Annotated in this window: 9 protein-coding genes and 1 pseudogene; 5 read left to right on the top strand and 5 right to left on the bottom strand. The window is 60.2% G+C overall.

Annotation, left to right across the window (positions count from 1 at the left end; all coding sequences use genetic code 11):
* Nucleotides 1–49: 49 nt before the first annotated feature.
* The 4 genes and pseudogenes from NCHU2750_RS27655 to NCHU2750_RS30725 all read right to left on the bottom strand — a co-directional run bounded on the left by NCHU2750_RS27655 (nt 50) and on the right by NCHU2750_RS30725 (nt 7,160).
* Nucleotides 50–5,155 (bottom strand): helicase-like domain-containing protein, encoded by a 5,106-nt coding sequence (locus NCHU2750_RS27655; protein WP_119945004.1) that lies wholly within the window; start codon nt 5,153–5,155, stop codon nt 50–52.
* A gap of 89 nt (nt 5,156–5,244) precedes the next feature.
* Nucleotides 5,245–5,849 (bottom strand): annotated as a pseudogene (locus tag NCHU2750_RS27650) (DUF1419 domain-containing protein).
* A 64-nt stretch (nt 5,850–5,913) separates the two neighbouring features.
* Nucleotides 5,914–6,951 (bottom strand): DUF3991 and toprim domain-containing protein, encoded by a 1,038-nt coding sequence (locus tag NCHU2750_RS27645; RefSeq protein WP_162939836.1) that lies wholly within the window; start codon nt 6,949–6,951, stop codon nt 5,914–5,916.
* A complete protein-coding gene (locus NCHU2750_RS30725; protein ID WP_162939835.1) occupies nt 6,948–7,160 on the bottom strand; it encodes a hypothetical protein in 213 nt (70 codons plus the stop codon). Before NCHU2750_RS30725 ends, NCHU2750_RS27645 begins: the two co-directional genes overlap by 4 nt.
* Before the next feature lie 566 nt (nt 7,161–7,726).
* Between NCHU2750_RS30725 and NCHU2750_RS27640 the strand changes: the two genes are divergently transcribed.
* From NCHU2750_RS27640 to NCHU2750_RS27620, 5 genes are all read left to right on the top strand, one after another.
* Complete coding sequence (locus NCHU2750_RS27640; protein ID WP_119945003.1) at nt 7,727–8,980, top strand: ATP-binding protein; 1,254 nt, start codon at nt 7,727–7,729, stop codon at nt 8,978–8,980.
* Nucleotides 8,981–9,304: 324 nt separating this feature from the next.
* Nucleotides 9,305–10,681: an aminotransferase gene (locus NCHU2750_RS27635; protein ID WP_245480530.1), complete on the top strand. Its 1,377-nt coding sequence runs from the start codon at nt 9,305–9,307 to the stop codon at nt 10,679–10,681.
* 100 nt (nt 10,682–10,781) lie between these two features.
* On the top strand, nt 10,782–11,852 hold the full coding sequence (locus NCHU2750_RS27630) for an AbrB family transcriptional regulator (protein ID WP_119945001.1): 1,071 nt from the start codon (nt 10,782–10,784) through the stop codon (nt 11,850–11,852).
* 51 nt (nt 11,853–11,903) lie between these two features.
* Nucleotides 11,904–13,379 (top strand): aldehyde dehydrogenase, encoded by a 1,476-nt coding sequence (locus NCHU2750_RS27625; RefSeq protein ID WP_119945000.1) that lies wholly within the window; start codon nt 11,904–11,906, stop codon nt 13,377–13,379.
* Between the two features lie 9 nt (nt 13,380–13,388).
* Entirely contained in the window at nt 13,389–14,336 is a 948-nt protein-coding gene (locus NCHU2750_RS27620; RefSeq protein WP_119944999.1) for an NAD(P)-dependent oxidoreductase, read from the top strand.
* Nucleotides 14,337–14,384: 48 nt separating this feature from the next.
* Here NCHU2750_RS27620 and NCHU2750_RS27615 read toward each other — a convergent pair whose 3' ends face one another.
* On the bottom strand, nt 14,385–15,110 hold the full coding sequence (locus NCHU2750_RS27615; protein WP_119944998.1) for an IclR family transcriptional regulator: 726 nt from the start codon (nt 15,108–15,110) through the stop codon (nt 14,385–14,387).
* Nucleotides 15,111–15,230 lie beyond the last annotated feature (120 nt).

Here is a 15,230-nt window from a genome sequence, read left to right as displayed (position 1 = left end):
GTTATGAACTTTTTTTGATCACCAGGCATCCATTTATTGTGCAGTGCAGCTATGCGGCTGGCGCGGTCCTCGCCTCATCTGCCTCTGCGATAACGTCCGCGGCCAGATCATCCTCGACCTCACGCAGCTGTTTGCGCTTGGCATCCAGCTCCGTGGCGAACTGGAACAGGCTGCCGGTACGTGTTTGATAAGAGGCCAGCCGGCGCTCTGCCTCACCAAGCCGCCGGCGATACTGGCGCTGCTCCTCGTCGAAGCCGTCAACTGCATGCTCCAGACGCGAGATCGCGCCGAGCGGCGTGACGGTGATGGAGAGATCGACCTCATATTCGGCGCCGGTCCGCTGAAGAAGGGTCTCGAAGCGATAGCCATCGCCCTTGCCGAAGCGCTCGCCCTCATAGACGAGATCGAAGCCGCCGATCGTGGCCAGATACATCTCACCCTCCTGCTGCAGTTGGAGGAGCGTCAGGATCTCCTTCATCAGCGCGCGACCCGCCTCCTTGCGCTCGCTGTGGTTCTGCCCGAGCACCGTCATCGTGAAGGTGTCGCCGGTAGTCGGCCGCAGTCGTGCGATGTCCTGACCGATCTCATCGATGCGCCGGGTCGAGACAGCGATCTCATTTTCCGCATCTCGCATCTGCCGACGGACGGCGTATTGATCGTCCTCGTGGGCGGCGCGAAGCCGTTCGAGCCGCGCGATATCGGCCTCCAGCCCAGCCTTCTGCATCAGCCTCTCATCGCCCGACGCAATGGCCTTGGCCATCGCAAACTGATTGGCAGCACCTTCGCCGACATCTTCGAGCCGTCGGATCGAGGTGTCGCCGGAGAGCGCGGCGGCAATGAACCTGGCCTTGCGCTCGTTGTTCTGCCACATGCTGGCATCGAGACTTCCCTCGGTGGCATAGGCGAAGATATCGACTTCATCGTGCTGGTTGCCCTGGCGCACGATCCGGCCTTCGCGCTGCTCGATCTGCGATGGCAGCCACGGCACGTCGAGATGGTGGAGGGCCTTCAGCCTCAGCTGAGCGTTAACGCCGGTGCCCATCGTCTCCGACGAACCGATCAGGAGGCGTACCTTGCCGGCGCGAACATCGCCGAATAGCCGCTGCTTGGCTTCGGTCTTCTTGTAATCCTGCATGAAGGCGATCTGTGATGCCGGCACGCCGAGCCGGATCAGCTCGTCGCGAATGAAGCGATAGGCCGAAAAGCCGCGGGATTTCTCGACATTGATCGTGCCGAGATCGGAAAAGATCATCTGGGCCGCGCCCGGCAGATCAAACTCCTTGCCATCAGGGCGGCGATAGATAGCGTCACCCGTCTCCATCCAGATCCGATGCGCATTACGGACAAGCAGATTGAGCTTGTTATCCGCCTCATTCTCGGCCACCGGCAAGACGAAGCGCAGGTCGATCGCCGCATGGCGGCCATCGGTGATAACGGAGAGCAGGATGTCGTCGCCGGGTTTGGCCGGACCTTCGCGCTTCTCAATCACCTTGATCCTGCCGTCGAGCATCTGCTGGTAGCTCTTGAACAGCGCCGTCGGTTTGGCCGTCAGGATCTGACGGCGTCCAGTCGAAAGATTCGGCACCTTCACATATTGCCTGGGATCGTCCGGCATCACGACATCGGCGAAGGACCGGAACATGGCGATCAGTTCGGGCACGTTCACGAAGGAGGCGAAGCGGCTGACCGGCTTGTATTTGTCCGACGGCTGGATTTCGAGTTCGGTCGTCGTGTCACCGAAGCAGGACGCCCAGGCATCGAACTCGTGGAGCCCGCGCTCTGATAGTGCCTCATGGCCGAGCAGGCGCTGGATGGAGAACATCTCGCCGAGCGTGTTCGTGATCGGTGTGCCGGAAGCAAGAACCAGTGCTCGGCCGGGGTTGCGCGTCTCGATATAGCGGGATTTGACATAAAGATCCCAGGCACGCTGCGAGCCGTTGGGATCGATGCCCTTCAACGACGACATATTGGTGGCGAAGGAAAGCTTCCGAAATTCCTGCGCCTCATCGACGACAATCTGGTCGACACCGATCTCCGAGATCGTCAGAAGATCATCCTTGCGAGTGGCAAGACCCTCGAGCCGCTCCTGCAATCCCTCCTTCAGCCGCTCGAGGCGCTTGCGCGAGACGCGGTCCTCGCTGCCGACCTTGATTAGCAAGTCCTCGTAAAGCTGCAGCTCGTCCTGGATCATCTGCTGTTCGAAGGCCGAGGGAACAGCGATGAAGCGAAACGCAGAGTGCGTGATGATGATCGCGTCCCAAGTCGCGGTCGCCGCGCGTGACAGGAACCGGGCACGCTTATCCTTGGTGAAGTTGGTCTCGTCCGCGACAAGAATGCGGGCGTTCGGGTAGAGCGCCAGAAACTCGCGGGCCGCCTGCGCCAGGCAATGGCCGGGCACGACGAGCATCGCCTTGGCGATGAGGCCGAGCCGGCGCTGTTCCATGATGGCGGCGGCCATGGTCATCGTCTTGCCGGCGCCGACGGCATGGGCGAGATAAGTGGAGCCATCGGCGATGATCCGCCAGATGCCGCGTTTCTGGTGCCCATAAAGAACAAAGGCGCCAGAGGCGCCGGGAAGTTTGAGATGGGAGCCGTCGAATTTGCGCGGCGCGATATTGTTGAAACGGTCGTTGTAATCGCGTGCCAACCGATCGGTGCGATCGGGATCGGTCCAGACCCAATCCTGGAAGGACTGCTTGATCCTCTGCAGCTTGTCGCGCGCCGCCTCGGTATCGACGACGTTCAAGACCCGACGCTCGCCGTCGACATCCTTGAACACGTCGAAGATCTGGGGGACACGGCTGTTGAGCGCATCGGCAAGCAGGTCGCCGGCATGGCGGCGGCTGGTGCCCCACTCGGATGTGCCGGCGGCGCTGTAGCCAAGCTGGCGGGCCTCCACCGTCCAGGAACCGAGCTCCGGCATATGGTGAATGCGGATATCGGCGTCCATCTTCTCTTTGACGAAGGCCACGACATCGGCGGCCGGGATCCATGGGGCGCCGAGACGCGCGGTGATGTCTGAGGGTCGAAGATCGGCCGGCTGGACGTCAGTCAGGGCGCGAACGTTGCGCTCATAGGTCGGATCAAGCTCGGCCGCCGCCTGCGCTGCCGCGAGCTTGGTGCGGACAGCACCGGAAAGATACCCGTCGGCTGTCTGCCACGATCCATCTGCCGGGTCGCGGAAGATAGCCTCGCCCAGCTCGTCGACCACATCAGCGGGATCACTGTGCAGCAGCTCCGCGATATAGTCGATATCCACGTGACCACATTCGTTCAGCACAACGGCGAGCGCATCTGCCGGAGACGTGATGGTTGGCGCCGCCGGTGGCGCGATCACGCGTTCAGAAAAGATCGGACCGGGCTTTGCCGTGTCGGTCTCCAGATCGTAGTCCTCGATCGACGCCACCAGCCAGCAGTCCGGGTCGTCGCGAAACGGTGCAAGGTTGGGCTGGCGCTGGGTCTCTTTCACCTCGCCGGTCTCGGCATCCTCCTGGATCGAGACGGTCGTGTGGTTGATCGGCCCGAAATCGCGCACGAAGCTCGACCAGGCGATGCGCAGCCGCACCTGGAGATCGCGCCAGGGCCGATCGGTCCCCTGCGCCTTGAGCACCTCGCGGACGGCATCCCGGATCGGAATGAGTTTGCTGATGATCCGCACATGCTTTTCCGAGATCCCATCGCCGGAGCGGCCTTTTCGGACTGTGACCGGCACAGCCGCGCCGTCGAGCATCTGCATCAGGCCCTTGGAGCGGTCGAGAATGAAACTGCCCTCGCGAACCGGCCCGGTCTTCGGCTTCAGATCGATGATCTCGGCGAGTTCGTCTTCGAGATCGACATCGACGGGCGTTGGCTCGCCGTTGTAGAGATCGGCCGGCAGAAGCTCGATGGCAGCAGCAAGTGCCGTTTCAAGATCCTCGCCGTCGCGGGGCCGGCATGTGTATGTCTCGCCGAACGGTCCCGAGGTCAGGGCATGAGCGCCGAGTACGAAGTCGGGGTGCCGGGCGTACCACCTGTTGACGCGGATCGCACCTTCGTCCTCGGTGTCGGGCCTGACCTCATCGACATCGAGCCACAGCTGGTCACCTTCCGGCTCGCCGGGCTTGCGCTTGCGGAAGAAAAGGATGTCTACGACGACATCCGTGCCGGCATCGCGGCAAAAGCTTCCCTCGGGTAGCCGGATCGCGGCGATCAGATCTGCGGATTTGGCGATATGTTCCCGCGCCGTCGTATCGGCCTTATCCAGCGTGCCGTGTGAGGTCACGAAGGCGGCCAGCGCGCCGGGCTTCAGGAGATTGATTGACCGGGCGATGAAGTAATCGTGCAAGCGAAGGCCGAGCGACCGATAGGCGCGGTCCGAACGGACAGTGCGATCGGAAAAGGGTGGATTGCCGATGGCGAGATCGTAGATCGGCGCCAGATCGGTGCGGGCAAAGTCTCCATTGATGATCCGGGCCTTCGGCTGCAGCAGGCCGACGATACGCGCCGTGACCGGATCGAGTTCGATCCCGGTGACATAGGCGGCGTCACGATAGGGCTCCGGCATCAGGGCCGGAAATAGGCCAGTGCCTATGCCCGGTTCCAGCACACGGCCGCCGCGCCAGCCGAGCCTTTGAACACCGGCCCATACCGCCCGGATGATGAACTCGGGCGTGAAATGCGCATATTGGGTGCAGCGGGCGAGCGATGCATAGTCTGCGTCGGAGACCGCGCTCTCAAGCGAGGAGCCGAGATCGTCCCATCCCTTCCGGAAATCGACCTCGCCCGGACGGCGGAACATCCCGTTGGCCAGTTCACCGGTGCCGAAGCCGGTGAAGCGAATCAGCTGGGCCCGTTCCTTTGGGGTCGCCGGCCGGTCCTGATTGGCAATACCGTCGGCGACGAGGATGGCCGCGACATTGGCGCGGGCGCGATCCTTCCAGGATGCGCCAAGCTCGCGGTCGCCGTCGAGATAGAAATTTGCGCGAAGTCCTGCGCGCCGAGCAGGGGTGGCGCTGGCCGGCAGAGCGGGAGCCGGTGCAGGCGGTACAGGATCAGGATCGTCGTCGTTTGCGGCGGCAGCGGGCGAGAACCCGCCAAAGGCGGTCACGCCCAGACCGAGGCCTGACGAAAGTGCGCTCGAGCCAAACATGTCGAAGGTGAAGGGATCATTGCTCATGAAAATCTCCTTGGAAAGCAGGCGTGCGTCATCGTCCGGTCGAAGGGATCGACCGGCTGCAACACCGTTTTGGCTGGGATTAGTCTGGCTCAGGCGGCCAGGGTGGAAGGGAGGTAGCGCAGATGCACCGGCAGCTTGGCGGCGATCTCGTCGTCGGTCAGGGTGTCGAGAAGCTTGAGGAAGCTTCCCTCCTTGCCGCCAAGAGCATGACCGTTCGATGGCCCTGCATCGGCCTCGGCCAACGGTCGCCGGCATAGCCGCGATACTCGGCGGCTTTGGTGCTCCAGATATGCTCGAGCCGTTCTTCGCGGCTCATGGCCGGGACCGGCCGGCTTTCGCGCGCGACAATCGCCGAGCGCATCGCCTCGACTGAACTCGGATCGGATAGGTCGCAATAGGCGTGGAAATGGCGGACAACACCGTCGATCAGGATGGCGTAGAAGACCGAGGTCACGGAGCCGGTCATGAATTCGCGCATGGCAAAGATTGGACCGCGCATCCACAGCGGCGGCAGGATATCGAGCATGTAGGTGTAGGAGGTCTCGTCGATTTCCAACCACTCGCCAGCATAGACGCCCGACTGGTCACCATCGAAACGATTGGGGCGATCACGATGCCGATCGAATAGCCGGAACATGTCGGAGCGCTTGGCGACGCCCTGGAAGATTTTACGAGGGAGGGATGTCGAGGTCATCAGCTTGATCCTTTCGGGGGTTGGAACCAAAGCTGGCGCTGTCCTTTCGACCTCACCCATCTCTTCAGTCCTTTATCACCCCTCCCGAGCGGCCGGCCTCGTGTCCGGGCGGGTCAAGGGCCGGCTCTTGCCGGGCGAAGCTTCCCTTGATGCGGCCGGCACGCATGCGGCAGGCCTCATTCCGCTTCCCTTCTCTCCATTCTCGTTTTTCCCTTTCTCTATTCTGGAGAACTGCGTTCCAATCCTCTGCCGGCGGACGGAGGCGCTGCCAATCACAGCCGGATTTTTCCGCAATCACGCGCAGCCGTGCCGCATAGGCATCGCCTTGGGAATTGGCGTCGGTGGCGGCGACAAGCCTGGATTCCGGGTGGACCGCCAGCGCGGCGAGGGCGCTGTCTGTAGTAGGGGACCATCCGCCGCCGGTGCTGATATAGAGCGTCTGCTCGCGTGGCCCTTCGAGCGCCGCGAGGCTCATCGCATCGATCGCTGCCTCGGTAATGCAGAGCCGGGGGGCACCGGCTGGTCCAAGCCTGAATAGGATCTTCGACCCACCGCTCGAGAAGCCGCGCCACTCAAGACCTCTTTCTTCCCAACCGACGACAGCGCCGTCGCCATCCAAATGGGCCGCCCACATACTTCCAAATGGTCCTTGCCGGAGGACGCCTTCCAGAACCGCCTGCCTGACAATGGCCGCCGGGATGCAGCGCGACCAACACAGATATTTCCAAGCACCGGATCCGGGAGATAGCATCCGCTTTTCTTGCCATCGGTCGCCAATATCCCCGATCGGAACGGTGGTACGAGGCGACCGCCATTCTGGCCGTGAGAGTTGGTAGCCAACAAGCGATGCGACGGATTCCGCTGCGATCGGAAAAGTGACCTTACTGACAAACATCGCAAGGTCGAAAACATCGCCCTTCTCATCACTGAGCGGATCGAACCAACCGCGTCCACTGTGCGTAACGATGACGATATTGCTGCCATTCCGATATTTGATCGAGCGGCGCGAACTTTCTTTCACGTCCATTTCGAAGCCGACTTTCTCGAGCACGGCTTCGCAGCTGACTTTGGCGCGAAGCGCCTCCAATTCTTCTCGTTTCATTTTTCCTTCGGCCGCAGCGCGGCCGTCCCTATTTCCTTCCCGCAAATCGCGGGCATAATTCCGCCCGCCGCGAAGAGCGGAGGGGGCAAGGGCGCGGCAATCAAGATGCAAATTTGCACCGGCCGCGGCGTGAGCTTCCCTTGCGGCCGACAGATCGCCAGCGGCAGGCATCCGCGGGTCTCAATGAAACCCGCGCGGGAAATATTCATGCACGATCTCCAGATCGTCTTCGTCATCGAGTTCGTCGGACGGGTAGGACGCCGAATTCGTTTCTGGATTTGAAGAGGGTGATGGGGACCATCAGATCGTTGCGGAGGTCGAAGGCGTGAGACTGAGCGAGGGAAAGATCGTGTGCCATGTTCGAGTGCTCCATCCGAAGCGGACCAATTCCCGCTGATGGCTCCTCAAAGGAAGAGGGACGGTCGCGATCACCGAGAAGACGAAGGCGGACCGGCGGCAGCTTGGCTCACCGACCCCTTGAGGGTTGATCGACGGAGATCCGGACCTGATCCAGGACACCATACCAAGGCGCGACTTTGTTGCTTCTGTGGATGCGTAAAGGCTTGCCCGGATCTGGGCTGCTGCCACGCCCAGTCCGATGGTTTGCTTATTGCTGATGTCAGCCGATCTGGCCTAAGTCACCAAGATCAATGTCTTTTTGGCGACGCCGATGGGAATATCGCCATAAGCCAAATGTAGATATCTTTCGTTGGTTTGTTTGAATCAGCCGAATATACACTTTAAATTGGTCGCATCTTGATTTAAGAATGGTCGAATGTTGACTGAGAACTCGTCGCCCCGCTACTATGACCGCAAGGTTACCCGCAAAATCGCAGAGGCGCTGGACGATACCCGCGTCGTCCTCATTACCGGCCCACGGCAAGCTGGCAAAACTACCCTCGCACGGCAGTTCGTTTCCGACGACCGGCCATACTTGACGCTCGATGACATAGGCACCCTTGCGGCCGCACGCAATGACCCGGTCGGTTTTGTCCGCGGGATGAAGGGTGCCGTGATCGATGAGATCCAAAGAGCGCCGGAACTAATGCTGGCACTTAAGGAAAGTATCGATACCGACACCCGCCCGGGTCGCTTCCTTATTACGGGCTCCGCCAATCTCGCCGCCGTTCCCGCCATCGCAGATTCTCTGGCAGGGCGCATGGCGGTCATTTCACTTTTCCCGCTGGCACAGGCCGAGATTGTCGGTGCGCCCGGCGAATTCCTGCGGCAGGCCTTTTCTGAAGAGCCGCTTGCCTTGCCGACGCGCCATGAAGCAGCCCACGACCTCGTCGAGATCGTTCTGCGGGGCGGATATCCAGAGGTATTGCGGCGAAAAAGTCCAGGCCGTCGCCGCGCTTGGCTCGATGACTATGTCTCCTTGATCCTCGACCGCGACGTTCGCGATATCGCCAACATCGATCAACTCGATCGCCTGCCACGGCTGCTTGGCGTTCTCGCCGAACATGCCGGCCAACTCACCAACCATTCAAGCTTCGGATCGGCCCTCGGCCTCTCCAGCGTCACTGCCCAGAAATATGTTGGGATCCTGGAGCGGCTCTACCTTCTCAAGCTCGTCGCCCCATGGTCGACGAACAGCCTCAGCCGCCTCATCAAAACGCCGAAAGTGCATTTCGTCGACAGCGGCCTGCTGGCCGCCGTACGAGACGACGACGAAGAGAGACTGCGTCGCGATCGCGGGCGCTTCGGTCCGCTACTTGAAAGCTTCGTCGTCTCGGAAATTCTCAAGACCGCCACTTGGACGGATCTCCGGTTAACGTTTTCGCACTATCGCAACAAGGATCAGGATGAGGTCGATCTCGTGATCGAGGACCGCCGTGGCCGCATCGTCGGCATCGAAGTGAAGGCTTCAGCCACTGTGCGCCCCTCCGACATCAAGGGACTGCAGCAACTCAAGGCGGCCACAGGAGACCGCTTCCTGCGTGGCCTCGTTCTGCACGATCACGATCGGATCACGCCGTTCGAAGACAACATCTCAGCGGTTCCAATCTCTACACTGTGGATGTTATAACATCACATAATAACAATTATGGAACAATGATTGTGATTAGGTCGAGTTGCGATCTCTATTTTTAGCTACGGTACTCTCGAAAATCCCGACCAATTCGTTTCATTGATGGATGCTGCTTCTTCGGTGCCGCCACCTAACGAAGTCGCCCGCCTCTCATATAAGGGCGGTACATCAAAGAATGCCGGAGAAGCCAAAGGGTAAGAAACCAGCCGCTCTCGAAACTTAGTTACAGTGCTATCCAGCGCTTGACGAAGCATTCTCAGCGTGTTCTATTTAATGAAATATAGTTCTGCTAGATAGAATTTTTGTCAGCAAGTGAGATCAATGATGGATACGGCCCTCCTGAATAGCGCTCGTGCGCTCGATGCAAAGCACGTGGTTCACCCTCACACCAACCTCAGGACTCAGCCCGACAAGAAGCCGCTGATGATCATGAAGGGTGACGGCGTTTTCGTCGTCGATGACGAGGGCAATCGCTATCTTGAGGCTGCTGCCGGTCTCTGGTGCGCGTCGCTCGGCTTCGGCAATGCGCGTCTGGCCAAGGTGGCGCAGGAGATGATGACCGAAATCGGCTATTACCACATTTTCCGTGGTGCCAGTAACACGCCGACCGCACAGCTTTCTGCGCAGCTGTCGTCCATCGCGCCGGAAGGCTTCAATCATGTCCTTCTGCAATGTTCCGGATCGGAAGCGAACGACACTGCTATCAAGCTCGTCTGGTATTACTGGAACGCCAAGGGTCAGCCGCAGCGTCGCAAGCTGATCTCGCGCGACCAGAGCTATCATGGCACCAGCACGATAACATCGTGCCTCACCGGCAAGCCGCGTTTCCACCAGGGCTACGGGCTACCGTTCGACGGGTTCCTTTATACGGCGATGCCTTATTACTATCGACTGGCAAAGCCGGGCGAGACGGAAGAGGAATATTCGAGCCGTCTTGCGGCAGAACTCGAAGAAATGATCATCGCAGAGGGGCCTGAAACGATTGCCGCCTTCTGGGCGGAGCCGGTGCTGGGCTCGGGCGGCGCGATCGTGCCACCGAAGGGGTATTACGAGAAGATCCAGGCGGTGCTCGCCAAATATGACATTCTGCTGGTCGCCGATGAGGTTATTTGCGGTTTCGGCCGCACCGGCAATATGTGGGGCAGTGAGACCTACGGCATGAAGCCGGACATGATCACCTGCGCCAAGGCGCTGTCGGCCGCCATGCAGCCGATTTCTGCAGTGCTGATCGGCGATCGTGTTTACGAGGGCATGAAGGAACAGAGCGACCGCTTCGGCTCGTTCACCCACGGATATACCTATGCCGGCCATCCGGTTGCCGCAGCTGTCGCACTCGAAACGCTCAAGATCTATGAGGAGATGGACGTCGTCGGCCACGTGAAATCACTCGAGCCGCAGTTCCTTGCCGGTTTCGAAGCCCTCAAGGATCATCCGCTCGTCGGCGATGCTGGTGGAGTGGGGTTGATCGGTGCACTCGAGATCGTCGCCGACAAAGAAACGAAAGCGATGCACGATCCGTCGCTCAACGTCATGACGATTTTTGAAAACGCGGCCATGGAAAGAGGCCTGATAACCCGGATCATCGTCAATCGCGTTGCGCTGTCGCCGCCGCAGATCATCACGGCTGCCGAGGTCGAGGACATGTTTGCCCGACTGCGGGCAGCCTTGGACGACACGCTGAAGGCGATCGCGGGCTGACCGCGCACTCCCCCCACACGCAATAGCCACCTTTTGTCTCAGGGGGCGCTTCCCGCCCGGGGAGTGTCTCCTGGCCTTGGCCCATGGTTTGAAATCTCCGATGAACACACCGGCCAATCTGCTTTTTCGCCTTCTCGTTCTGACCTGCGCGGTGCTGGGTGGGTGGGTCACAAATCGTATCGGCATTCCCCTCGCCTGGTTGATCGGTTCGATGGTCGCCAGCGGAATTTTTGCATTTTTTGGAGCGCGTTTGGATTTCCGCAAACTGCGGCCACCGGGGCTCATCGTTCTCGGCCTGTCGCTCGGGCAGACCTTCACACCCGCCATTCTTGAGCAAATGCTGCGCAATTTGCCGATCATCGCGATCTGCAGCCTCGGCGCCTTGTGTAGCGGCATCGTCATGACCCGCATATTTTCGTCATTGGCAGGGCTGGACGCCAAGACGGCTTTCTATTGTGCGCTTCCGGGTGGCGTCGTATTGATGTCCGTACAGGCACAACATGCCGGAGCCTCGGAGAAGCACGTTGTTCTGGCCCAGACCGTCCGGCTTATGATCGTCGTCCTCGTCTACCCGATGCTGATTGCCATGGTTTTGCCTGGCCATACGGCCCAATCCATTTCGTTGACCCCGTCTGCGCTGCTGCCGCCGCTGGCAGACGCCTGGAAAGTGCTGGGCTTTGTTGTCGTTGCCTGGGCTCTGGCCTATTGGGCTCGTAAATCATTTATCCCCAATCCCTGGATGATCGTGCCGTGCATGCTGGCGATCCTGCTTGGCGGATTTGACCTGCAGCCCGCAGAAATGCCGCATGGATTGGTTGCCGTCTGCCAGATCATTCTGGGTGTGTCTCTCGGTGCCCAGATGACGCCCGACTTCATAAGGGGATCCAGCAGGCTGCTCTTGGCTTCCGCTGTGTCGACCTTGCTCCTGAGTGCCATCCTTGCACCCGCCGCCCTGTTCATCGCCTATCTGTTCGACTTCGACCACGGGGCCGTCCTTCTTGGCATGTCGCCGGGCGGCATGCCTGAAATGACCGTCGCGGCGAAGACGATCGGGGTCGCGGTGCCACTCGTTCTCAGTTTTCACCTCGTCAGGATTCTGATCGGCAATCTGTTGATACAGCAGATCTGGTGGCTCTCATGCCGCCTGCGCTGGGTGACTGCTCCCGCCTAGACTGTTTGACATCACGTCGTGCAATGCTTTCGGATACATGAGGATGCCCCAATGGAAACCCTGCATAATTACATAGACGGTTCTGCGACGGCACCTGCCGGTGGCGACTATCTGGAAACCAGCAATCCTTATACCCAGGAAGCCTGGGGCCGCATTCCGAGATCGCAGGCGGTCGACGCCGACCTGGCTGTCGCCGCCGCCAGGCGGGCTTTCATCTCAGGCCCCTGGGCCAGGTTCACGGCGCCTCAGCGCGGTGCAATGTTGCGCAAGATCGCCGATGTGATCGCTGAAAACGCGGAAGAACTTGCAAAGATCGAGGTTCGCGATAACGGCAAGACCTTCAAGGAAATGCTGGGGCAGGTCAAACGCATTCCCGACTGGTACCAGTTCTATGCTGGTCTGGCCGACAAGATCAACGGCTCGGTTCTGCCGACCGACCGGCCCGACCACATGAACTATCTCCGTCATGAACCGCTTGGCGTCATTGCCATGGTAACGCCCTGGAATTCACCCCTCATGCTTCTGGCGTGGAAGTTGGCCCCGGCACTGGCCGCAGGCAACACCGCCGTGGTGAAGCCATCCGAATATACCTCCGCCTCCGCGCTGAGGTTCGCGGAGCTTGTCGGCAAGGCCGGGTTGCCGGCGGGTGTGCTTAACGTCGTCACCGGCCTTGGCAGTGAAGTCGGAGCGGCTTTGACGAACCATCCTGATGTCGCCAAGGTTGCCTTCACCGGAGGCGTTGCCGGCGGCAAGGCGGTCTATGCAAGCGCTGCTGCGCAGATGAAGCCGGTCAGCCTCGAACTGGGCGGAAAGTCGCCGAACATCGTCTTTGACGACGCCAATCTGGAAAATGCCGCGCGCGGTGTCGTTGGCGGTATCTTCGGCTCGGGTGGCCAGAGTTGCGTTGCGGGATCAAGGGCGCTCGTCCACCGGTCCATTCTCGATGCCTTCGTCGCACGCCTTGTCGAACTCACGTCGAAGATCCGCCTCGGGGATCCTATGGCCTCTGAAACGGACATTGGGCCTGTCGCGAACAAGACGCAGTTCGATCGCATCATGACCTGCATCGGCTGGGCAAGGGAGGACGGTGCGTCACTCGCCTGTGGTGGCGAACAGGTGCCGGATCCAAGGGGCGGGCCGGGTCTCTTCGTTGCTCCGACGATCTTTACCGGCGTGGACAATTCCATGCGCATCGCCCAGGAAGAGGTCTTCGGCCCGGTTCTCAGCGTCATACCCTTCAACGACGAGGCCGATGCCGTCAACATTGCCAATGACTCGGCTTTCGGACTGGGTGCCGGGCTGTGGACACGGGACGTCTCGCGTGTGCACAGAATGGCAGGGCTGTTGCAGGCGGGCTCGATCTGGGTCAACACCTATAAGGTGACTTCGCAGATTTCGCCTTTCGGGGGCTACAAGATGTCCGGGCTTGGCCGGGAAGGCGGTATGGAAATGATTGCCGATTACATGCAGACGAAAAGTGTATGGCTCAATCTGACCGATGATGTGCCCTACAATTTTCCACTCTGAGGGGGAACGATGACAGGTCCCGTCATCTGCAATCAGGTTTCGCCTGAGCTCACCGGCCCGCTGGCAGCGCATCCGTCGAAACCGAAAGTGATCGAGTGCTTCGATACGCGTACGCCGTGGAACATTCCTGCCGAGGCGGAGATATTGGTGACCCGCTTTTTCGAGGCGTGGCCGACTGCGCCGAAAGTGGCGCCCGATCTTCCCCGGTTACGGTTCGTCCAGACATTTTCGGCCGGCGTCGAAGCCTATCCGGACTGGCTTCTTCGCGATCGTCTGGTCAGTTGCGGTCGTGGCCTGACCTCCGACCAGATCGCCGAATATGTCATGGCCGCGATCATGCGGGTGGAAAAGGATATCGAGAGTTTCCGTGTCAGCAAGGCCTCCGATTGGCGCAGCCGTCCCATGGGCCGGCTGTCCGGCCGCCGCCTTGGGCTGCTTGGATTCGGTGCGATCGGGCAGGCCATCATGCGCCGCGCGCAGGCCTTTGACATGGTCGTCAGCGCTGTACGCCGGAGCGCCTGGGCGGATACGCCCCCAGGCCTCCAGGCATGTTCGTCGGCAGAAGAACTCTTTGCCTCTTGCGATCATCTCGTGCTGGCCATGCCGGTGACGGCGCAAACGCGCGGCATGGTCAATCGCGAGCTGCTTTCCTGCGCCAAGCCGGGCCTGCATCTCATCAATATTTCCAGAGGTGCGCTCCTGGACCAGGAGGCGTTGATCGCCGCCCTCGATGCTGGCGAGATCTCCTCTGCTACGCTCGATGTCATGACGCCAGAGCCTCCTCCCGAAGGTCATCCTTTGCTTGGGCGTCCCGACGTATTCGTGACGCCGCACATATCCTATGCGGGTGGAATAAGCGAATTGGACAAGTTCTGCGCGCGCATCCTTGCCAATCTGGATGCCTATATCGAAGGACGCCCGCTCGCCGAACAGGTTGATTTCCAACGAGGGTATTGACCATGTCAGGGCGGCCGGCCTTCAGATTGCAGGCCGGCTGGCCGGAGATCAGTATCGCTCGAAGAACGATGAGCGCAGCGCGCCGGTAATGTTTGCGGCCGTGCGCATCAGCAACGGTTTCATCGTCTCGATCTTTTCCGGCGTGAAGCGAGTGGCGGGTCCCGATAAGGTCAAGGCTCCGATCATTCCCTGTTCCATAGCGAAGATCGGAACAGACATGCCGGCAATGTCCGGTCCCCGTTCGCCGATCGTCACCATCGGAAGAAGTGCAAGTTCAGTGAGTGTTGCCGGCTGCATGCCGGTGTGATCTCCATAGGTCAGGAAGACATGGCCTGCCGCCCCCTTGCCGATCGGAACGGCGTCGCCCTCGGCAATATGCTCTCTCAAGGGAGCATCCGTATCCTCCCGGAAAAGACAAACTCTGGTATCGCCTTCGCGGCGGAAAAACGAAACGCTTTCACCAGTATTTCGGACAAGTTCCTTCAGCGCCGGGCGCATGATCGCGTTGAGGTGGAAGGTGCGCTGATAGACGCTGCCGATACGAAATGCTTCGAAGCCGACGGCATATCGCCGGTCAGATGTCATCGACAGCAGGCCGGCGTTTTGGAGCGATACGAGCAGACGCAATGTCGAGCTTTTGACGAGGCCTGCCTTGATGCTGATTTCATGGAGCGAAAGGATAGGTGTTTCGACGCTGAATAACGTCAATATGCGCAATGCCTTGTCTACAGCTTCGACCCCTTTGGTCTTCAATTGAGGCGGTTGGTCGGTCAATGGGTCTCTCCCGATGCAAAAAAAATAATCTGAACTCCGGCCTGCAAAAAAATGCGCCTTCCCGCGCTCCTCTCGCTTGACCAGCCTAGGTTGCTACAGTAGCATTCCATCAGGTGGTAA

It is taken from the genome of Neorhizobium sp. NCHU2750 (assembly GCF_003597675.1).
In the GTDB taxonomy this organism is placed as follows: domain Bacteria; phylum Pseudomonadota; class Alphaproteobacteria; order Rhizobiales; family Rhizobiaceae; genus Neorhizobium.
This window is presented reverse-complemented; position numbering and strand designations above follow the sequence as displayed.